The organism is Anabaena azotica SJ-1 (assembly GCF_047275885.1).
Taxonomy (GTDB): Bacteria; Cyanobacteriota; Cyanobacteriia; order Cyanobacteriales; family Nostocaceae; genus Trichormus_B; species Trichormus_B azotica_A.
This window is the reverse complement of the sequence record NZ_CP178454.1, coordinates 1,903,770-1,923,665: the sequence shown is the minus strand read 5'-3', so window position 1 is coordinate 1,923,665 and position 19,896 is coordinate 1,903,770. Positions and strand designations below refer to the sequence as shown.

19 protein-coding genes are annotated in these 19,896 nt (G+C 38.5%); 12 read left to right on the top strand and 7 right to left on the bottom strand.

Going from position 1 to position 19,896, the window contains the following annotated elements; all coding sequences use genetic code 11:
- Positions 1–234 precede the first annotated feature (234 nt).
- The 4 genes from ACLLO5_RS08520 to ACLLO5_RS08505 all read right to left on the bottom strand — a co-directional run bounded on the left by ACLLO5_RS08520 (position 235) and on the right by ACLLO5_RS08505 (position 4,245).
- Positions 235–984: a DevA family ABC transporter ATP-binding protein gene (locus ACLLO5_RS08520; RefSeq protein ID WP_413175027.1), complete on the bottom strand. Its 750-nt coding sequence runs from the start codon at positions 982–984 to the stop codon at positions 235–237.
- A 51-nt stretch (positions 985–1,035) separates the two neighbouring features.
- Positions 1,036–2,217 (bottom strand): ABC transporter permease DevC, encoded by a 1,182-nt coding sequence (devC, locus tag ACLLO5_RS08515; RefSeq protein WP_413175026.1) that lies wholly within the window; start codon positions 2,215–2,217, stop codon positions 1,036–1,038.
- A gap of 60 nt (positions 2,218–2,277) precedes the next feature.
- Complete coding sequence (locus ACLLO5_RS08510) at positions 2,278–3,570, bottom strand: ABC exporter membrane fusion protein (RefSeq protein WP_413175025.1); 1,293 nt, start codon at positions 3,568–3,570, stop codon at positions 2,278–2,280.
- A gap of 90 nt (positions 3,571–3,660) precedes the next feature.
- Positions 3,661–4,245, bottom strand: a complete 585-nt coding sequence (locus ACLLO5_RS08505; RefSeq protein WP_413175024.1) for a TetR/AcrR family transcriptional regulator — start codon at positions 4,243–4,245, stop codon at positions 3,661–3,663.
- Between the two features lie 161 nt (positions 4,246–4,406).
- On the opposite strand from ACLLO5_RS08505, the gene trpB reads away from it, so the two are divergent.
- The 3 genes from trpB (at position 4,407) to ACLLO5_RS08490 (ending at position 7,423) form a co-directional block, all read left to right on the top strand.
- Entirely contained in the window at positions 4,407–5,648 is a 1,242-nt protein-coding gene (trpB, locus tag ACLLO5_RS08500; RefSeq protein WP_413175023.1) for a tryptophan synthase subunit beta, read from the top strand.
- Positions 5,649–6,160: 512 nt separating this feature from the next.
- On the top strand, positions 6,161–6,706 hold the full coding sequence (locus ACLLO5_RS08495) for a CAP domain-containing protein (protein ID WP_413175022.1): 546 nt from the start codon (positions 6,161–6,163) through the stop codon (positions 6,704–6,706).
- Between the two features lie 87 nt (positions 6,707–6,793).
- On the top strand, positions 6,794–7,423 hold the full coding sequence (locus ACLLO5_RS08490) for a ribonuclease H-like domain-containing protein (protein ID WP_413175021.1): 630 nt from the start codon (positions 6,794–6,796) through the stop codon (positions 7,421–7,423).
- A gap of 61 nt (positions 7,424–7,484) precedes the next feature.
- Here the strand turns inward: ACLLO5_RS08490 and ACLLO5_RS08485 are convergent, their stop codons facing one another.
- Complete coding sequence (locus tag ACLLO5_RS08485) at positions 7,485–7,934, bottom strand: rhodanese-like domain-containing protein (RefSeq protein WP_413175020.1); 450 nt, start codon at positions 7,932–7,934, stop codon at positions 7,485–7,487.
- Positions 7,935–8,495: 561 nt separating this feature from the next.
- On the opposite strand from ACLLO5_RS08485, the gene ACLLO5_RS08480 reads away from it, so the two are divergent.
- Entirely contained in the window at positions 8,496–9,212 is a 717-nt protein-coding gene (locus ACLLO5_RS08480; protein ID WP_413175019.1) for a response regulator transcription factor, read from the top strand.
- Between the two features lie 245 nt (positions 9,213–9,457).
- Positions 9,458–10,231: an endonuclease/exonuclease/phosphatase family protein gene (locus ACLLO5_RS08475; protein WP_413175018.1), complete on the top strand. Its 774-nt coding sequence runs from the start codon at positions 9,458–9,460 to the stop codon at positions 10,229–10,231.
- Between the two features lie 13 nt (positions 10,232–10,244).
- On the opposite strand, the gene ACLLO5_RS08470 is transcribed toward ACLLO5_RS08475, so the two are convergent.
- Positions 10,245–10,541: a DNA-binding protein gene (locus ACLLO5_RS08470; RefSeq protein ID WP_413176040.1), complete on the bottom strand. Its 297-nt coding sequence runs from the start codon at positions 10,539–10,541 to the stop codon at positions 10,245–10,247.
- Positions 10,534–11,589 (bottom strand): 4-hydroxythreonine-4-phosphate dehydrogenase PdxA, encoded by a 1,056-nt coding sequence (pdxA, locus tag ACLLO5_RS08465; RefSeq protein ID WP_413175017.1) that lies wholly within the window; start codon positions 11,587–11,589, stop codon positions 10,534–10,536. The genes ACLLO5_RS08470 and pdxA overlap by 8 nt, the downstream gene beginning before the upstream one ends.
- Before the next feature lie 571 nt (positions 11,590–12,160).
- Here pdxA and ACLLO5_RS08460 point away from each other — a divergent pair.
- The 7 genes from ACLLO5_RS08460 (at position 12,161) to ACLLO5_RS08430 (ending at position 19,891) form a co-directional block, all read left to right on the top strand.
- A complete protein-coding gene (locus ACLLO5_RS08460) occupies positions 12,161–12,265 on the top strand; it encodes a PetM family cytochrome b6-f complex subunit 7 (RefSeq protein ID WP_194056196.1) in 105 nt (34 codons plus the stop codon).
- Between the two features lie 149 nt (positions 12,266–12,414).
- Positions 12,415–13,413, top strand: coding sequence for an SDR family oxidoreductase (locus ACLLO5_RS08455; RefSeq protein ID WP_413175016.1), 999 nt, complete (start codon positions 12,415–12,417; stop codon positions 13,411–13,413).
- Positions 13,414–13,727: 314 nt separating this feature from the next.
- Positions 13,728–14,645, top strand: a complete 918-nt coding sequence (locus ACLLO5_RS08450) for an NAD(+) kinase (protein WP_413175015.1) — start codon at positions 13,728–13,730, stop codon at positions 14,643–14,645.
- Positions 14,646–14,917: 272 nt separating this feature from the next.
- A complete protein-coding gene (nblR, locus tag ACLLO5_RS08445) occupies positions 14,918–15,625 on the top strand; it encodes a response regulator transcription factor NblR (protein ID WP_413176039.1) in 708 nt (235 codons plus the stop codon).
- Between the two features lie 275 nt (positions 15,626–15,900).
- Complete coding sequence (locus ACLLO5_RS08440; RefSeq protein WP_413176038.1) at positions 15,901–18,735, top strand: zinc-dependent metalloprotease; 2,835 nt, start codon at positions 15,901–15,903, stop codon at positions 18,733–18,735.
- Between the two features lie 51 nt (positions 18,736–18,786).
- Positions 18,787–19,413 carry an alpha/beta hydrolase gene (locus ACLLO5_RS08435; protein ID WP_413175014.1) on the top strand — a complete coding sequence of 209 codons (627 nt, stop codon included), beginning with the start codon at positions 18,787–18,789 and terminating at the stop codon, positions 19,411–19,413.
- A 265-nt stretch (positions 19,414–19,678) separates the two neighbouring features.
- A complete protein-coding gene (locus ACLLO5_RS08430) occupies positions 19,679–19,891 on the top strand; it encodes a DUF2555 domain-containing protein (protein ID WP_413175013.1) in 213 nt (70 codons plus the stop codon).
- Positions 19,892–19,896 lie beyond the last annotated feature (5 nt).

Here is a 19,896-nt window from a genome sequence, read left to right as displayed (position 1 = left end):
GTTATTTTTATTGAAATAATGGACAGAAAACAATGATGTAGTAGCATAATTGCACCGTGAATTGAACAGGATTTGCAACCGATATTATATTCTTTAGGAGAGTATTCAAAAAGTGGCAGTAATAAACCTTGATTCAATGTTGAATTTTCCTATCAGATTTAGTTTTTTTTAAAGGTTGAAACAACCAATATTTGTTCCAAATTTTATCACTTTGAAAAGACTAATCCTCAAGGTTTATTTTACTTTTACTCCAATATCTACACCATCACTTTTTAGCTGTCCATCTTCCATATAAATAATCCGGTCAGCAATATCAAGAATCCGATTATCATGGGTGACAAGTAAAATAGTACAGCCTTGTTCTTTAGCTAATTTTTGCATTAATTCTACTACATCACGACCAGATTGTTTATCTAATGAGGCTGTGGGTTCATCTGCTAATACTATTTTGGGATGACTAACTAAAGCCCGTGCGATCGCCACCCGTTGTTTTTGTCCCCCTGATAAATTTTCTGGATAGTAATCCACACGATTCCCTAACCCTACTTCTTCTAACATTGCTACAGCTTTGGCGTTAATATCTCCTTGCAAATAATTTTCATGCAACTCTAAAGACATTCTCACATTTTCTTTTACTGTTAAAAAACTCATCAGGTTATGTGCTTGAAAAATATAACCTATTTGACGACGCAATTTAGTTAAATCTCCCTTGTTTGCACCACTCATTTCCTGATTTAATATTTGTAAGCTTCCTTCTTGAGCAGAACGCAACCCTCCCATCAATGATAATAGGGTGGTTTTTCCTGACCCAGAAGGGCCTGTCATAATCACAATTTCACCTGCTTTGATCTCTAAGTTAATATCAAACAATACTTGTTTTTTCAATGCTCCAATACCGAAATAATGATTGAGTGCAGAAGCATTAATTATAGTTTCTGAAGCTAGGCTAGATTTAGCCGTTATAGTTGTAAACTTTGGTGACATAATTATTTATACCTTTAGATTTTGATGTGAACTCTTGATAAAATGATGAAATTAAAAAATGTCCGCAGGGTCAGCAGATCGAAGTTTCTTCATTGCGATCGCACCAGAAACGCTACACATAATTACAGTTAAAATAAACACAGTTATTGCCCGGTCTACTTTCATAAAAATAGGCAACATAGTGGCAGCAAACGTGAGTTTATATAGTCCAAAAGACAGGAAAAAAGCAGGTAAATAGCCCAAAACGGCTAATAATAAAGCTTCTTGGATCAAGACTCCTAAAAGATAGGTATCTGTATAACCCATTGCTTTCAGAGTGGCATATTCTGGGAGATGTTCAGAAACATCAGAATAGAGAATTTGGTAAACAATAACAATACCAACAATAAACCCAACTCCTACACCCAAACTGAAAATAAACCCGATTCCTGTACCATTAGCCCAATAAGCTTTTTCTTTTTGAGCAAAATCTTCAGGTGTTCCTACTTCTACAAAGGGATTGTTTTGATCTGGATTTAATCCCATTCTGAGTTGCGTTTTTAATTTCTCAATATCGGCACCAGGTTTAAGATTAATTAAACCCACTTCTATTTGATCTGGTTTTCGATTCGGAAATAGTTCTAAAAAGGTTGAATCACTAGTAATAACATTACCATCAGCCGCAAAGGAAGCACCATTACTAAATACACCTTTGACGCTAACAGCTTTACTATTCAGTTCTGTTTGAAAATTGCCTGTTTTTTTAAAGATATTACCTACAGCACCATATTCTGGACGACCTGCTTGATCGAACATTACTTGATGCAGTGCTTTGAGTTCATCTTTATTTTTTTGAACTTCGGGAAATTTCAATCCTGGTTGATGGGGATCTACACCCCACACTAAAATAGAACGATCAATTCGCGTTTCTGGATTCCTCCATTGTCCTGTACCAATATAAACATAACTAACGGAGTCTACGCCATCATAACTTAAGGCTTGATATAGTCTTTCTCTGGAAAAACTTTTGACAGAAAATAAAGTTTCAAATTGGGGATTAATTAAAACTAAATCTGCTTGTAAATTACGATGTGGTTGAATTGCAGCATCAAACAACGCACTTTCAAAACCCATCTGAATAAACATGAGCATATCAGCAAAAGAAATACCCGCAACTGCAATAGCCAGCCGCGTTTTTTCTTTCATTAATTGTCGCCAAGCTAGGGGCGTTTTCCGAAATAATTTATTCTGCATTGAAAATTTTTTAAAAATGAGTAGTGTTTAATTTTTTCATCACGAATTACGAACCACCAATTACAATTCAATTATTGTTTGTACTTGCAAATTAGTTAACCCTGTAACTCGCTTACTATCTTCAGGATTCAAACGAATTTTGACTTCAATAATTCGACTGTCTAAATTTTCTCCTGGTTCGTTACTAAACACATTTTGGCGGTTGACTTGTAACCCAATTTGTGAAACTGTTCCCCGTAGTTCACTTGTCAATGTAGGACTGGTAATTATGGCTTTTTGTCCCAGTTTGATTTTACTAATATCTGTTTGATACACTTCTGCAACTGCCAGCATTTGCTCTGTTTGTGCGAAGTCTGCAATACCAGAACTAGCTATTTTTTCGCCAGCATGGGTATGAATTTTGAGAATTTGTCCCTTCATGGGTGCGCGAATAGAAGCTGCTTCTAGTTCAGTTTGGGCGCGTCTGAGAGTAGCGATCGCACTTTCGACTTCTGTTTGTGCTAATTTCACATCTACAGGACGAACTTCGGCAATACTATTAAGTGTAGCTTTAGCTTCCTTAATTTGTTTATTACTAGTGGTGTTAATCCTGTTTAATGAAACTTTTGCTTCTGCTAATTGTTTAGTTGCAGTGGAATTAATTCGGTTGAGAATTGCCTTAGCTTCACTTAATTGTTGTTTGGTGGTTTCTACATTTAAACGTTTACTATCAATCACAGAATTAGAAACAGCCCCATCTGCATATAATTGTTGATAACGTAGAGATTCTGATTCAGCATTGTTGAGTTCTGCGGTTAATTTATTAATAGTAGCTTGTTGGGCAATTCTATCACCTTGCCATTGAGCTTCTATTCGCGCAATATTTTCTTGTTGAGCATTTTTATCTCCTTCATACTGTGCTTTTATTCGCTCTACATTTGCTTGTTGTGCCTGAATTTCTCCAGATTTAGCACCCGCTTTAATTTGTTCAAGTTTGGCTTGAGAAACTCTCACCTGTTTTTCGGCTTGTTGGACAGCATTTTGTAATTTATCCTGTGAATCTAAAACTGCAATTACTTGTCCCTTCTTCACACTTTCGCCTTCTTTGACCAAAACTGCTGCTACCCTATCCCCATCTAAATCCAAAGGTGCAGATAACTTAATTACTTCTGTTTCTGGTTCTAGTCTGCCTAAAGCAGTTACTTTTGGACTAAGCTGTTGAGCATTTTTTGTTAATTCTGCTGTATTCGGATTACCAGATTTTCCAAAATTAGAAACTACGTAAATTGTAATTCCAGTAGTAATCGCAGCAGCCGCTAAAACTAAAGCAATTAACCCTTGATTTGCAGGTTTGAATAACAGGTTTTGACTCATTTTATTTCCCCAAGTGAAAACTTATATTTCTATCAATTAACTGCTATTAATTAATATTTATATTTATCTATCTAATTTGCGGTTAATTATTCACTTTAAGCTGTACTTTTTTTGTAAATAAAGTGTCAACATTTCTCCTAACAGTTGGCATTGTTCAGGAAAATCTATTGTTTCATTACCCCATAATTTTTCGAGGATGACACCATTAACAAAGCTCAAAACAAAGGATGCCAATACTACATCTTGAACTCCTAATAAATCACAGGCTACTTGTTGACAGCGTTGATTAGCACGTTTGAAAACAGTGCTATTACTCAACATTTCCTTTGAATCTTGATGTTGACAAAAATCAACCCATACATAAGTCCATTTAATTAGGTATTCCTCATTTTTGACCAGATAATTACCCAAGCTTTCCATCAATTCAGATAAGTTATTCTTTCCTCCAAACTCCACTAAAGCTGTAATAACATCTTGCTCACTAATTTCTTCCACCAGTTGCTCAAATAAAGCTTGTTTACTGGGGAAATAGTGATATAGAGTACCAGTGGAAACACTTAAACCTTGAGCAATTTGCCGCATGGTTATAGCGCCATAACCTTTTTCAGCAAATAAATCAAAACACTTGCCGAGTAATTCTTTGCGGTATTGTTCATGATCAACAATTTTCGGCATAACTCGGTTTTTTATATCGAACGGTCGTTATATTTAATATAAATACATGATATAAAGCTTGTCAAGAGATAAAAGAAGCAGTAAAACCGTTTTTCTCGTTATCAGCAACCTCAGCAGTTCTAGAATTAAAATTAACTTTGTTCTCTAAATTTAACCTAGTCGTGACTACTACACCCCTTTTCCCCAACTTGCCACAAACTGCGTCAGTTCCCGACACCTTGGGACGTTTTGGCCGCTTTGGTGGTAAATATGTTCCTGAAACCTTGATGCCAGCCTTAGCTGAACTAGAAACAGCTTATCAGCAATACCGCAATGATCCTAGTTTCCAGGCAGAATTACAAGGTTTACTAAAAGATTACGTAGGACGTGCCACACCTTTATACTTTGCTGAACGTCTTACAGCCTATTATGCTCGTCCTGATGGCACGGGAGCGCAAATTTACTTAAAACGTGAGGATTTAAATCATACTGGCGCTCATAAAATTAATAATGCCCTTGGTCAAGTATTGTTGGCAAAGCGCATGGGTAAACAGCGTATCATTGCTGAAACTGGTGCAGGACAACATGGTGTAGCGACGGCGACGGTTTGCGCTCGTTTCGGGTTGGAATGTGTAATTTATATGGGTGTTCACGATATGGAACGCCAAGCTTTAAATGTGTTTAGAATGCGGCTGATGGGGGCTGAAGTTCGTGGTGTGGCTGCGGGTACGGGAACTCTCAAAGATGCGACTTCTGAAGCTATCCGCGACTGGGTGACAAATGTGGAAAGCACTCACTACATTTTGGGTTCTGTGGCTGGACCCCATCCTTACCCAATGATGGTACGTGATTTTCATGCGGTTATTGGGGAAGAAACTCGCGCTCAAGCTCAGGAAAAATGGGGTGGTTTACCTGATATTCTGATGGCTTGTGTGGGTGGTGGTTCTAATGCTATGGGACTATTTCACGAGTTTGTGAAAGAGCCATCTGTACGGTTGATTGGTGTGGAAGCTGCTGGTGAAGGTGTAAATACTGGCAAACACGCGGCTACTCTCACCAAAGGACAAGTTGGTGTTTTGCATGGAGCGATGAGTTATCTGTTGCAAGATGATGAAGGACAGGTAATTGAGCCACACTCAATTAGCGCCGGTTTGGATTATCCTGGTGTGGGTCCCGAACACAGCTATATGAAGGATATTGGCAGGGCTGAATATTATAGTGTGACAGATGCTGAGGCTTTGGAGGCATTTCAACGCCTATCGAAGCTAGAAGGAATTATACCAGCATTGGAAACTGCTCATGCGATCGCCTATTTAGAAACTTTGTGTCCTCAAGTTAGTGGTAGTCCTCGTATTATTATTAACTGTTCTGGACGAGGTGATAAAGATGTGCAAACAGTAGCAAAATTTTTAACTCCTCAGTAAAGATGTAAGAATTCAGGAGTCAGGAGTCAGGAGTCAGGAGTCAGAATATTTGAGAAATTGGTTAATTATCAAACAGGTATTTTTGGCGTTAGCCTCAAAAAGCTGACTGCTGATGGCTGATGGCTAATTGCTGAATGCTTACATAAGTTATCAACAGGAGTAACGCGAATAGCTTTGCTGTGAATGTGTACTTGCTAGTTTTAGTGTCCACGACATCTGTCAGTGGATACTATTTTTTGGATATTTTTTTGATTAATAATGTAGTGTCAATAACAGTTAATCAGGGGATGCATTGACTACAGACGTATGCTGGATACTCATTTTGAGGAAAAGGTCATAAAATTGGCAGATTTTCAGGAAAAGAAAATGTCATTTTCAGGAAAGTGAACTGACAAACCTGATATATCAAATAATTCCTCAGTTGATGAATACTTGACAGTATCCTGGTACTTCTTCTGACCACTAGAAGATAGAGTATATGTCTAATAAATCCATACAATACCTAATTCTCTATGTTCCGACAAACTGCTTTTGGCATGGCTTTAAGTACGCTTGTCCTTGCTAGTGGATTGATGACTGCTCCTGTTCCCGGTAATAATTTTACTAAAAAAAACGCTCATACTCAGTCATTCAATACTTCTAGTCAGGCAGCTATGGCGAATTCTAATGCTCAAAATTCTACTTTAGAAAAATTAGTTTTTGAGCAAATTAATCAATATCGGGCTTCTCAAGGACTTTCACAGTTAACGTTAAATGCAAGTATCACTCAGCAGGCTAGAATTCACAGTCAAAATATGGCTAAGGGTACAGTTAAGTTTAGCCATCATGGTTTTGAACAGCGCGTTAAAGCTATTCCTCTTAAATATGATAGTGCGGGGGAAAATGTGGCTTTTAACATTGGATATGGTAATCCAGCACATCAAGCGGTGGTTGGTTGGCTCAATAGTCCGGGACATTTGAAAAATATTCAAGGAAAATATAAACTTACAGGGGTAGGTGTAGCCAGTAATGCTAAAGGTGAAGTCTACCTGACGCAAATATTTATCAACACTAGATAGATTTTATTGCGGATTTTCTGCACATAATAATTTAGTGTCTGAGAGTGTGATTTGAAGACACTATAAATTATTATTTCTGAGTAGTTTATGACATTACAAGATTTTCAGGTTAGCGATCGCGATTTAGATGCTGTTTCCCTCTCTGAATATTTACAATCTGAGGCCATTGCTGTGGATACGGAGACTATGGGATTATTACCACAGCGCGATCGCTTGTGTCTCGTCCAGTTGTGCAACCCAGAAGGGAAAGTGACAGCTATCCGCATCGCTCAGGGACAAACAGCAGCTCCAAATTTACAACAACTTTTGGAAGCAACCCACGTCCTCAAAGTATTTCACTTTGCGCGGTTTGATGTTGCTACCTTGCGTCATCACCTAGAAATTCAGGTTCAACCTGTTTTCTGCACCAAAATTGCCAGTAAATTAGCCCGCACTTACACCAATCGTCATGGGTTGAAAGATGTAGTACAGGAACTAGAGCAAGTAGAACTTGATAAAAGCTCTCAAAGTTCTGATTGGGGTAATGCTGCTAATTTGTCTGAAGCTCAATTAAATTACGCTGCAAATGATGTACGCTACTTACTAAATGTGCAACAAAAGCTTTCCCAAATGTTGCAAAGAGAAGGACGCTGGGAACTTGCTCAACAATGCTTTCAAGTTCTACCAACATTAGTTTCTTTGGATTTATTACAATTCAAAGATTTATTTGAACATTGATTTGGTAATTGGTAATTGGTAATTGGTAATTTTCTCCTCTACCCAATGCCCAATACCCCATTTACTTCTGTTGAGTTTCTACATGATTTTTGATGCGAGAGACAACATTATAGTCATCTGCACCTGCGGGAGTCCTTGATTCAATAATACCTTCTGTTGCCCCACCAATCGCTTTCCATGCACCGAGTCCACCTTTGAGTTGAGATACGTGGTAAAACCCAGCCGAACGCAATATTTCAGCGGCTTTAGCAGTTTGTCCATCATTAGTGCCGTAAATGTAAATATCACGGCTTTTCTCTAAAGATATTGCTGCACGGTCTATTAGTTCATCTATGGGCATAGACATGGCTCCCATAATATGACCTTCATTGTAGATTGAGCGATCGCGCACATCCAAAATTGTGAACGCTGGTTCTCCCCATTCCAAACGAGATTTAACTACATGAACATCAGACTCTGCCTCTATTGGTGGCTGTTGGGGAATAATACCACCCATGAGATTGTTAGTCATAGCTTTTCATATCGAGTAGGTTAACAAAAACTTAACAAAATCTCAATACTACCTTTATCTTTCTTTAGTTATAAGCCTGGCAAAATCTCTCTTGAGATATATTTCAAATGATAAAAAATCCTTTGGGATTTGAGAAAATTAGAATTAATCTAAAAATCTAAATAATATGAAAATGCCATTATTCCTCAAGGTGCATACAGAACTATACCACCTATGCTTGCAGGAATATCAAGACTTATATATATGTATATGATACATTTGTTTATTTTTTTGCCTGAATACCTAATTCACTTAGCATCACTGATGCGCTTATTTTTCAAGATATTGTAAATTTATACCAAAAATTTTTAAAAAAATACCAAAATCATACGTTACCGATGCATTTTAGAAGCTTTATTATGAAGTTTGCATAAATTTCCGAAAAAATTAAGTGTTTACGAAGATTACAAAATTTTTCATACTTAGCTTATAGTAGGAGCAAATATACTCTTCAGAAAGAACACCTAAACACATCTATCGCTACAAAAAATCACCAAATTAATCAACAGACTGCATTGCATTATGGATACGCTTCCCACGAATACCCCTAAGATTATGATTGTCGATGACGATTTCAGTGTCAGAAATCTCGTCTATCGGTTTCTCAGTCGAAAATATCGCATAGAATCGGCCGCAGATGGTAAGAGTGCTATGGCATTATTTGAACAATTCAATCCAGCTTTGGTAATTCTGGATTGGAATTTACCAGATGCTAATGGCTATAAACTCTGTCAAGAAATGCAAAGTCGTACAAATGTTTTGGTTTTGATACTTACTAGCCGGAATGATGAAGCTGATAAAATTAGCGTTTTGGCAGCAGGTGCAGATGACTTCATGACTAAACCATTTAGCTTGGCAGAAGTAGAAGTTAGAGTAGAAGCACTTTTAAGACGGATTCGTTACATCCATCCTAGTCAATCACAACGCCTTGTTTTTAAACAACTGGCAATTAACCCAGAAGGTAGAGAAGTGACATTAAACGATAAACCCTTAGCCTTAACTGCTTTAGAGTTTAATATCTTACATTTTTTAGCCAGTCATCCTGGTCAAGCTTGGAGTCGTCCGCAACTCATCCAAAAAATTTGGGGCTGTGATTATGTAGGAGATGGACGAGTTGTAGATGTGCATATTGGTCAACTGCGTAAAAAAATGGAAGTTGACTCTAGTACACCAGAATTTATCAAAACAGTACGGGGTTATGGCTACAAGTTTGAACCACCAGAAGGTAGTAAAGTTTAAACTCTTGATATTAAGAGCAGTTCATGAAAACATCATTGAATTGAGGCTTGCTTAGATAATTCGTGTTATTGTCGATTTTTGCGGCTAAAGTCTGTCAGGGAATTTGTGTCTACTCAAGCCTCATGGCAATTTTAAATTTTGAATTTTGAATTTTTGTTTAAGTCTGGCTAATTAAGTTATTCCATAACTATAAAATGTAGGCTCAAAATATATTCTTTTTAATATTGATTAAATTAAAGAAATTAATGAAAATTACTGTCATGAGTTTTAACCTCCGCTACGACAAACCAGATTTGGGGGTGCATCAGTGGGAAAAGCGTATAGGTGCGATCGCATCGGCCATTCAACACTATCAACCTGATTTAATTGGTACACAGGAAGGTAAAGCCCATCAACTTAGTGATTTACAAGCACTTTTACCAGAATATAAATTTATTGGGGGCGATCGCACTGGGACAGGAGAAGGTGAACACTGTGCAGTTTTTTACAATCCCCAACGGTTAGAACTTCAGCAAACCAAAGATTTTTATCTCAGCGATACTCCAGAAATTCCTGGTAGCATTACTTGGGACACTCGCTTACCACGCATGGCAACTTGGGCTAATTTTACAGTTGGTAATCTAGGTTTTCCCATCACTGTTGTCAATACTCATTTAGACCACGAAAATCCTAAAGCTAGAGAGTTAGGTGCAGCTTTAATTAGTCTATGTTTAATGGAATTTCCATCAGAACACCACCTACTGCTAACAGGAGATTTTAACGCTAATCCCAATACCTTAGCACGGATGATTTTAGCTGATAATCACAAAATGCAAGACGCTTTAGCAACTCTTTCTTTAGAACAACAGAAAACCTTTCATGAGTTTACAGGTGAAGCTTGGGATGCTATAGATACGATATATTGCGATCGCCGTTTCCAAATCGAACAAGTAATTATTGACCGTCAACAGTGGGAAGGTGTTTGGCCTTCTGATCATTTTCCTGTAATTGTGAAATTAATAATAGGGAATAGGGAATAGAGGAATATACAACTCAAGCTGACTTAATGGTTACTGCTAACTGCAATCCCAACGCATCTAATAAGGTAGTTAAACAGTAAAATTCAATTTCTCCTTGCTCAGATAATTTCTGGGCTAGTTTCTCATAACATTGTTGTACTGGTACTGATAATTTACCCATTCCCCCTTGCGCCTCAATTACATTTTTGAGCGCCTTATTTAACATTTTAGGGTCGCCTTCTTCTATTACAACTTCAATATAAGCAGCCGCTTCCAATGGATTCTGTAAGTCTTGAATTAGTTTTGCATGATAACTTGTACTTTTAGGCATCATCTCGACTCCGATAACGCTGCTTCACCAACTCCACGGCTAACTTTATCGCTGCTTTCATACTCGTTGCGTCAGCAATACCTTTTCCCGCAATATCAAATGCGGTTCCGTGGTCGGGTGAAGTTCGCACAAATGGTAAACCAATGGTAGTATTTACAGCCCGGTCAAAGGCCATCAACTTGACGGGAATTAAGCCTTGGTCGTGGTAAAGTGCCAAGTAAGCATCAGCAGGGTTTTTAACTGAAGAATTACCATACCAAGCTTGACCAGGTTTAACCCACATTGTATCTGGTGGGGTGGGTCCTTCTAGTTGTAAATGGGGACGTTTTTGGCGTTCCTCCTGTAACCAGGGAATTAGCCAATCTATTTCTTCTCGTCCTAATTGCCCCATTTCTCCACTGTGGGGATTTAAACCTGCGATCGCAATTCTCCCATTTTTAATCCCAAAATCTCTTTGTAAACATTCTTCTAATAAATCTAATTTCTTGGTTAATAATTGCGGCGTTAAGGCTTGAGATACTTGACATAAAGGAATATGTGTGGTAGCAAGTAGAGCGCGGAGAGTCCAGCCAGTGAAGGGCGATCGCGCTACAAATAACATTCCAAAACGCTCCACACCTGCTTTTTCGGCTAATAGTTCCGTTTGTCCTGGGTAATAGTATCCAGCCGCTTTCCAAGCAGATTTAGCGATAGGTGCTGTAACAATACCATCAAAATCACCAACCAAAGTTTGCCCTATGGCACATTCCATATAAGCAAAACTAGCCGCACCACTAACCGCATTACCAACCCCAGTCATAATTTCACCAGAGTTTGGCACATCAATCACAGTCAACTCATCTGGATTGACCAAATCTAGGGAATTATTCGTATTATTAATTAAGTTTTTATACTCATTAGTGAGTAAATTCCGACAACCCACTACAATCACATCACAGTTTTGACTAACTTCCGAATCTGCCAAAGCCTTCAAAATTACCTCTGGACCGATTCCAGCAGGATCTCCCAATGTTACTGCTAAACGTGGACGTTGATTAGTATGAGTCATGAGCCGATGATAAAATTGCTTTTCGTTAATTAATCCACCTCTGCTAAAGCAGTTTAGCTTAAAAAGTAGAAGCCTCTCACCTAGCCGATAGGGAAGTGATGAAATGAATACGTAGCGTAGTAGCGTGCTGTAGACTTGTGAATTGACGACAGTTCCCTGATTAATGTGCGTAACACGAGAGAAGGGAGCATGGAGGAGATAAACAAATCTTATTCTTCTGATTTATGATAAAATTTGAGCGAATAGGTGTAGTCCAATTAAATGCTGAAAAGCAGCCTATTTACATAGAAAATAACTGTTTCCATACAACCAAAGAATCGTGGGGCGCACGATCTTAAAGCTCAGTTAATGTCTTCAAAGAGGAGTCGCTGAGAAGCTCGCACTCACCCTGAAAGGGGAGTGTGTAGAGTACGTCACAATTATTCACAAAGGTCTAAGTCAATAGCACTAACAGACCTAGTTTACCTGATTTATCAGAGGCAAAAATAAGATTTGGAACATCAACTCTAATTTACCCCTCTCATGAAACAGGAAACATAAATAAACAATTCACAAAGGAGAATCACAGCAAATGGGCGGCGAAATCTTAAATGCAGCTATGTTGTCTTTCGGCTTAATCTTCGTAGGCTGGGGCATTGGTGCTTTGTTACTGAAAATTCAAGGCGCAGAAGAATAAGCAGAGGGGCAAGGGAGCAGGGGAGCAGGAGAGAAAATTCTTTCCCTGTTCCCTGCTCCCTGTTTCCTGAAAAAAATGTAAAGTTTTATTTCTACAGCTAATTCTGTTAAGATTCTTTTCATAAAACATTAAAATTTATAACGACCCTCATGACATTATTAATTGTCGGTGCCACTGGCACCTTAGGAAGACAAGTGGCTCGTCGTGCTATCGATGAGGGATATAAGGTACGCTGTTTAGTTCGGAGTCCGAAAAAAGCTTCATTTCTCAAAGAATGGGGAGCAGAACTGGTCAGAGGAGACTTGTGTACACCCCAAACCCTAGAAGCAGCATTAGCAGGTGTAACTCAAGTAATAGATGCTTCTACATCTCGCGCCACAGATTCATTAACTATTAAACAGGTAGATTGGGAAGGTAAGGTAGCATTAATTCAAGCAGCAAAAGCGGCTGGTGTGGAGCGTTTTATCTTCTTTTCAATTCTGGATGCTGATAAATATCCCAACGTCCCGCTGATGGAAATTAAGCGGTGTACAGAATTATTCCTAGCGGAATCTGGCTTAAAATATACAATTTTACGTTTAGCTGGGTTTATGCAAGGGTTAATTGGTCAATATGGCATACCCATTTTGGAAAATCAACCGGTGTGGGTAACAGGTGCTTCATCACCTGTAGCTTATATGGATACTCAGGATATTGCTAAATTTGCTATTCGCGCGTTGAGTGTGCCAGAAACTCAAAATCAAGCTTTCCCTGTAGTTGGTACTCGCGCTTGGAGTGCAGAGGAAATAATTAACATTTGTGAACGCTTGTCTGGGAAAGATGCCAGAGTCACACGGATGCCCATTGGCTTACTGCGTAGTGTACAGGGTTTGCTGCGGTTTTTTCAATGGGGATGGAATGTTGCTGACAGACTAGCTTTTACGGAAGTTTTAGCCAGTGGTAGACCCTTAAATGCTCCAATGGATGAAGTATATACAATATTTGGTTTAGACAAACAACAAACAGCTACTGTAGAAACATACTTGCAAGAGTATTTCAGCCGGATTATGAAAAAGCTGAAAGAGTTAGACTATGAAAAGACTAAGAATAAAAAGCAAAAAGATAAAAAAACCCCTTTTAAACAGTCTTCAAAAGTTAATAGCCAATAAAATTATTGATTAATATGGAATTAATTGCAGCGCATTAAATACGCCTTTAAGAGTCCGCTGTTGGGCTACTTAACAAACCCCGTTTCTTTAGATAGGGGATTGTCAACTCTAGTTGTTGGGTTTTGCACCGTATTCAGAGAGTGAATGTATGATACCATAAAATCTCTGAGGTCTAAAGCCCTCAAATGGCTTTCATCGCCGGCTTAAAAGACATTAAACACCAAAAATTTTTTGGTTTTTTAGGGTTTAATTCCGGGGGTTTTAGCCTATTTTCTTATAAAGATTAAGCATCGCCTAAAATTGGATATTTAAGTGTGCCGAAAGCAGGCATTATCTACAACGACATTAAGCCGGTAGCGGGTCGTGTCGCTATCGAACTGAAAGATCAGCTAACCGCAGCTGGTTGGGATGTGTGTGTGACAACTAGTATGGGTGGTATACTCGGTTATTCCCATCCTGATAGTGCTGTATGCCACACTCCGATTACAGGTCTAAAACCCCCTGGTTTTGACTCAGACATGGAGTTTGCGGTGGTGTTAGGAGGAGACGGTACTGTTTTAGCAGCGTCTCGTCAAGTGGCACCCTGTGGTATCCCTTTGTTGACGGTGAATACTGGTCACATGGGATTTTTGACAGAAACTTATCTTAACCAACTGCCCCAAGCCATTGAACAAGTAATGGCAGGTAAGTATGAAATCGAAGAACGAGTCATGCTCACCGTCAAAGTTCTACGGGAAGAGGCAGTATTATGGGAAGCTCTGTGTTTAAATGAAATGGTGCTGCATCGAGAACCGTTAACCTCGATGTGTCATTTTGAGATTGCAATTGGTCATCATGCAGCAGTGGATATTGCAGCCGATGGTGTAATTGTTTCTACTCCAACGGGTTCAACTGCTTATTCATTAAGTGCCGGTGGTCCTGTAATTACTCCTGGTGTACACGTATTGCAGTTAGTACCAATTTGTCCCCATTCCCTAGCTTCTAGGGCTTTGGTGTTTCCCGATAATGAACCGGTGAACATCTATCCAGTGAATATACCCCGGTTAGTGATGGTGGTAGATGGAAATGGTGGATGCTATATTATGCCGGAAGATCGGGTATATTTGGAGCGATCGCCATATAATGCTCGCTTCATTCGCTTACAATCACCAGAGTTTTTCCGCATTTTAAGGGAAAAATTAGGTTGGGGTCTGCCACATATTGCTAAACCGAATTCAGTAGAATTACCTTAGTGGTCAGTAGTAAGTGGTCAGTTATCCATTGTAGTCAAAACTGGTTTTCTTCCAGAATTGACAGCTAGGCAATTGTATTGGGAATGAGTAATTAAATTTGCATCTTGGGAAAGTCGATGTTTTATCCAGAACGTGCTAAAACATCGTTAATACCCATTTGTAATAAGTAGTATTGCCTGAAATTTTTGCAACAAAGCAATAGCTAATAACTGATGGAATACTGTTGTTTCCATTACCAATTACCAATTACCAATTACCAACTACCAACTGATATGATGCTTCCTCACAGTGCCTGTGTTCTGGTGATTGAACCCGATGATAGTCTAGCTAATCAACTGGCTTTTGATTTGGAAGAAGCTGGCTATGATGCGATTGTGGCTCATGATGCAGTCAGTGGTTTACAACAATGCCGCGATGCCGGAGGTGGTCATAGTCATCACCAACCTGCTTTAATAGTTATAGACCGGATGCTGACTGGAGAATCAGGACTCTCGTTGTGCAGAAATCTCCGTACTATCGGCAACTGTTCTCCTGTATTAATTTTGATGGCTAGAGATACAGTTGATGATCGTGTAGCTTGTCTGGAAGCTGGTGCTGACGATTACATTCTCAAACCCTATCGCTCGGAAGATTTTTTGAAGTTGGTTCGTTTGTATCTCAAACCTGATGTTGATACCACAGAACAGCTACGCTTTGGGGATTTGGTTTTAGATATCGGAACCCGTCGCGTCATCTACAACAGCAGAACCATCGAATTGACAATGAAGGAATTTGAATTATTAAAGTTTTTTATGGAACATCCCCGTGAAGTATTAACCCGCGAACAAATTTTAGAAAATGTTTGGGGTTACGATTTTATGGGTGAGTCAAATGTGATTGAAGTATATATTCGATACTTACGTCTGAAAATTGAAGAAGAAGGACAAAAGCGATTAATTCAAACGGTGCGCGGTGTCGGGTATGTATTAAGAGAATCTTAACAAAAATAAGCTGAGTGTCACAAATAAGGCAAAATTTTGAACAATAGTGCAAAATATTGCCTTTTTACTCGTCAATAGTTCCCTCTTTCACACTGGTGATTTAGCATCACAAGTACGGTAGATCCATAATTAATTAAACATTGAGTTTGCAAATTTAACTTATACAGGCGTATACTAGCAGATTCCAGGTATTTATTTTTTTTAGCTATTAAATTAAACCTACTATCCTTCTCTACTTTGCCTTGCTGAAGATGGTGTATCTCGCAGAAAACATGATGAACAAATTAACATTTTATATCGTTTTGTTACACAGTTTGTTTTTAGGGATAGGAACTGCTGGCGCTCAGTCATTAGAGACAGAAGCAGAGAAAAAGATGGTAACTTCGCCTCAACTAACTTTACCAGCATCAAAAATATGGGTACTTAATCAGAATAAACAAGTCCAAAAACAAGCTTTTATGTGGGTAGTACATGACCCAAAAAAAGCCAGACAGCAGCCATTTCTAGAAATTGCTCAAACTACCAAAAAGCCTACCAAAAAGCCGAGCAATAGTGTTAAACCTGGCAAAGAAGATGAGTTGGAAGCATTTGATGAAGTTGTTAAAGACTATCAAAAATTAGAGGGGATATTTACTCTTTATCGCCAAAAAGACAAAAATAAAATATATTTAGAAATTAACCCAGCGCAACTGCAAAAAAACTTCTTAGCTACAGCCACGTTAGAATCTGGCATTGGTGAAGGAGGAATTTATAGTGGGATGCCATTGCAAGATTTTCTGTTTTATTTCCAACGAGTAGATAATAGCTTGCAGTTTGTCGTTCGTAATGTTAATTTTCGCACCCGTACAGAAGATCCTCAAGTGCGATCGCTCTCCCGGTCTTTTAGCGACTCTGTATTGTACAATCTTCCTATTAAAAGCATTCATCCTCAACGAAAAAGCATCCTCATTGATTTAGAGGATTTACTGCTGACGGACTTAGCTGGATTATCTGCAAGTTTAGAATTAGCGGCTAGTCCAGACAAAAGCTATTTTGGTAATGCTAAAGTTTTTCCCAACAATGTAGAAATTGAGTCAATTTTCAATTTTACTGGTAGTAGCAAAGAGCAAGAGCAAAATTCTGGTGTACTAGCTGATAGTCGTGGTTTTACTTTGCGGCTTCACTATAGCCTTTCCCAACTGCCAAATAATAATTATCAACCACGATTAGCTGATGATAGGATAGGATATTTTCTCACTGCTTATCAAGATTTATCTACAGATGATAATAACGATCCTTTTGTGCGTTACATCAATCGCTGGAACTTAGAAAAACAAGATCCTAAAGCCGAAATTTCTCCACCGAAAAAACCAATTGTTTTTTGGATTGATAATGCCGTCCCTTTTGAATATCGTGATGCTATTAAAGAAGGGGTATTAATGTGGAATCAAGCTTTTTTGAAAGCGGGATTCAAAGATGCAATTGAAGTCCGACAAATGCCCGATAATGCTACATGGGATGCTGCGGATATTCGTTACAATACTATTCGCTGGATTAATACAGTAGATGGATATTTTGCTCTTGGCCCATCCCGTGTTAATCCCTTGACTGGTGAAATTTTGGATGCAGATATTTTGGTAGATGCGAGTTTTATCAGAGCCTTAAAAAATAATTATCGGCAAATTGTTTTACCCTCTCCAACAACAACTCCTACTACTTTGTCAGCGTTGATGGAAAATCGCCCACTTTGTAGTCCAGGAGATAGAAAAACTAAAGGATTAATTGGCAATTTATCCAAACTGGCTGGAGAGTATGATTTATGCTATGGCATAGAAGCAGCTAATCAGTTTGCCTTTGGTTCATTGGCAATGTCATTACTAGCAAATACTACTCCCAATAAAGACCAATTAAAGGATTATATCCATCAATATTTACGTTTAATTATTGCTCATGAAGTTGGTCATACTTTAGGATTACGACACAATTTTCGTGGTAGTACCTTGTTAGCACCAGAGGAAATGAATAATCCTGAAATTACTCGCACTAAAGGTTTGACATCTTCAGTGATGGATTATATTTCTCCCAATATCGCTCCGCGTGGTAAATCCCAAGGAGATTATTTTCCCAATCAGGTGGGAATTTATGATATATGGGCAATACAGTATGGTTACACTGCTTTTGGAGCGAAAAGTTCCATGGCAGAAAAACCATTTTTAGAAGAAATTGCTAAACAATCAGAAAAACCAGAGTTGAGTTATTCTCCAGATGAGGATACATCTAGTATTGATCCGACATCTGCTCCTTGGGATAATAGCAGTAATGTTCTAATTTATTCACAATGGCAATTGGATAATTCCCTAATTATGTGGGAACGTTTAAATCAAGGTTATCCAATTTCTGGGGAAAGTTACAGTGATTTAAGGGAACGATTTGACACCATATTTGGTAATTATTTACAGCAGTTATATTACACTACTAAATACATTGGTGGGCAATCTTTTTACCGTGTTCATCCTGGTGAAAATCAAGGCAGATTACCATTTGTAGCTGTACCTGTGGAACAACAAAGACAAGCATTAGCGACATTGCAAAAATATGTTTTTGCTGAGGATGCGCTGAAGTTTTCGCCAGAATTAATCAATAAATTAGCCCCAGAACGTTGGCTACATTGGGGTAGCAGTCCTACAAGGGGACGTTTAGATTACCCAGTTCATGATTTAGTATTGTTTGTCCAAAGTACGGTATTGAGTGATTTACTTTCAGGCGATCGCCTCTCGCGAATGAAGGATATTGAACTCAAAAGCCAAAAAGGAGCAGCACTAAGTTTACCTGAGTTATTTGGGACTCTACAAACTGGAATTTGGACAGAAGTTTTACAACCAAAAGGAAAATTAAAAATTTCTAGTTTGCGGAGGGGTTTACAACGGCAATATGTGAACTTTTTGAGTGCAATGGTATTACGAAAAGTAGATGTACCAGAAGATGCTCGTACATTAGCCTGGTATAAGCTCAAACAATTAAATGGCGAACTCCGACGCATGAATTCTGATGACGAATATACAAAAGCGCATTTACTAGAAACTCGCGATCGCATTGAAAAAACCTTAAATGCTCCCTTACAGGGGAATTAAGAGTTATCAGTTGTTATTTTTCCCCATTCCCCATTCCCCATTCCCTAATTTATGACCCAAACATTAGATTTCATCAAACTTTCGTCCAAAACACAGCAAACACCCAACGCTTTAATTGTCACATTACACGGTTGGGGTGCAAATGCCCAGGATGTTGAAGCTTTAATACCTTATGTCAACTTACCTGATTATGAATTCTTACTTCCCAATGCACCTTATCCATACCCTTATTCTCCTGCGGGTAGAGCCTGGTATGACTTGCGGGATGGAAATATGTATGAAGGATTGACTGAAAGCCGACAATTGTTAATAGATTGGTTACTGTCTTTAGAGAGTAATACAGGTGTGCCGTTATCCCGCACTATTTTGAGCGGCTTTTCTCAAGGTGGTGCCATGACTTTGGATGTAGGATTAACTTTGCCCCTCGCTGGTTTAGTAGTGATGAGTGGATATTTACATCCCAGCATACAAAATCTTCATCAAAGCAATTTTCCACCCACATTAATTATGCATGGAAGACAAGACCAAGTTGTACCATTACAGGCTGCTATTAAAGCAACAGAAGTAGCACAATCCCTGGGAGTCGCTGTAGATTATCATGAATTTGACATGGGGCATGAAATTAATTTGCAAATGTTAGAGGTGCTGAGAAATTTTGTTATTAAGACGATTGCTTAGACTCATTTAATTTGGGATTTTGGATTGAGAATTTTTGATTTTTAATTGTCAAAGACTTACTGCATAAGCTTTGCAGCTTTCTTTCTGTCACAATCATTTTGCAAATTAAACTTAAGTTACAAATTTTTTACAAATTAGGGTAGAAATCAGCTAAATTTTTACAAATTAAATGGCCACTAATTAGTAATATAGATTGGGTGGAAGATTTTAACGCAGCTCCACCTAAAGCTGAATGCGAATGCTGCAAAAGGGAGGGGCAAGCATTATGACAACTCTAAGCATTTCCATGAAAGAAATTGCTGCCATGACAGCAACAGAAGTAAAAGATTTGGCTAACCGTCTGGAATTAGATAATTATAGTAATGCTTTTGAGGGTTTAAATGATTGGCATCTACTGCGAGCAATCGCGTTTCAGCGTCCAGAGTTGGTTGAGCCGTACATCCACCTTTTAGATTTAGAACCCTACGACGAAGCCTAAAGATT

Bases quoted from the DNA above. Each gene is read 5' to 3' on its own strand.
- ACLLO5_RS08520 (WP_413175027.1), bottom strand. From the start codon at position 984: ATGTCACCAAAGTTTACAACTATAACGGCTAAATCTAGCCTAGCTTCA.
- devC (WP_413175026.1), bottom strand. From the start codon at position 2,217: ATGCAGAATAAATTATTTCGGAAAACGCCCCTAGCTTGGCGACAATTA.
- ACLLO5_RS08510 (WP_413175025.1), bottom strand. From the start codon at position 3,570: ATGAGTCAAAACCTGTTATTCAAACCTGCAAATCAAGGGTTAATTGCT.
- ACLLO5_RS08505 (WP_413175024.1), bottom strand. From the start codon at position 4,245: ATGCCGAAAATTGTTGATCATGAACAATACCGCAAAGAATTACTCGGC.
- ACLLO5_RS08495 (WP_413175022.1), top strand. From the start codon at position 6,161: ATGTTCCGACAAACTGCTTTTGGCATGGCTTTAAGTACGCTTGTCCTT.
- ACLLO5_RS08490 (WP_413175021.1), top strand. From the start codon at position 6,794: ATGACATTACAAGATTTTCAGGTTAGCGATCGCGATTTAGATGCTGTT.
- ACLLO5_RS08485 (WP_413175020.1), bottom strand. From the start codon at position 7,934: ATGACTAACAATCTCATGGGTGGTATTATTCCCCAACAGCCACCAATA.
- ACLLO5_RS08480 (WP_413175019.1), top strand. From the start codon at position 8,496: ATGGATACGCTTCCCACGAATACCCCTAAGATTATGATTGTCGATGAC.
- ACLLO5_RS08475 (WP_413175018.1), top strand. From the start codon at position 9,458: ATGAAAATTACTGTCATGAGTTTTAACCTCCGCTACGACAAACCAGAT.
- ACLLO5_RS08470 (WP_413176040.1), bottom strand. From the start codon at position 10,541: ATGCCTAAAAGTACAAGTTATCATGCAAAACTAATTCAAGACTTACAG.
- pdxA (WP_413175017.1), bottom strand. From the start codon at position 11,589: ATGACTCATACTAATCAACGTCCACGTTTAGCAGTAACATTGGGAGAT.
- ACLLO5_RS08460 (WP_194056196.1), top strand. From the start codon at position 12,161: ATGGGCGGCGAAATCTTAAATGCAGCTATGTTGTCTTTCGGCTTAATC.
- ACLLO5_RS08455 (WP_413175016.1), top strand. From the start codon at position 12,415: ATGACATTATTAATTGTCGGTGCCACTGGCACCTTAGGAAGACAAGTG.
- nblR (WP_413176039.1), top strand. From the start codon at position 14,918: ATGATGCTTCCTCACAGTGCCTGTGTTCTGGTGATTGAACCCGATGAT.
- ACLLO5_RS08440 (WP_413176038.1), top strand. From the start codon at position 15,901: ATGAACAAATTAACATTTTATATCGTTTTGTTACACAGTTTGTTTTTA.
- ACLLO5_RS08435 (WP_413175014.1), top strand. From the start codon at position 18,787: ATGACCCAAACATTAGATTTCATCAAACTTTCGTCCAAAACACAGCAA.
- ACLLO5_RS08430 (WP_413175013.1), top strand. From the start codon at position 19,679: ATGACAACTCTAAGCATTTCCATGAAAGAAATTGCTGCCATGACAGCA.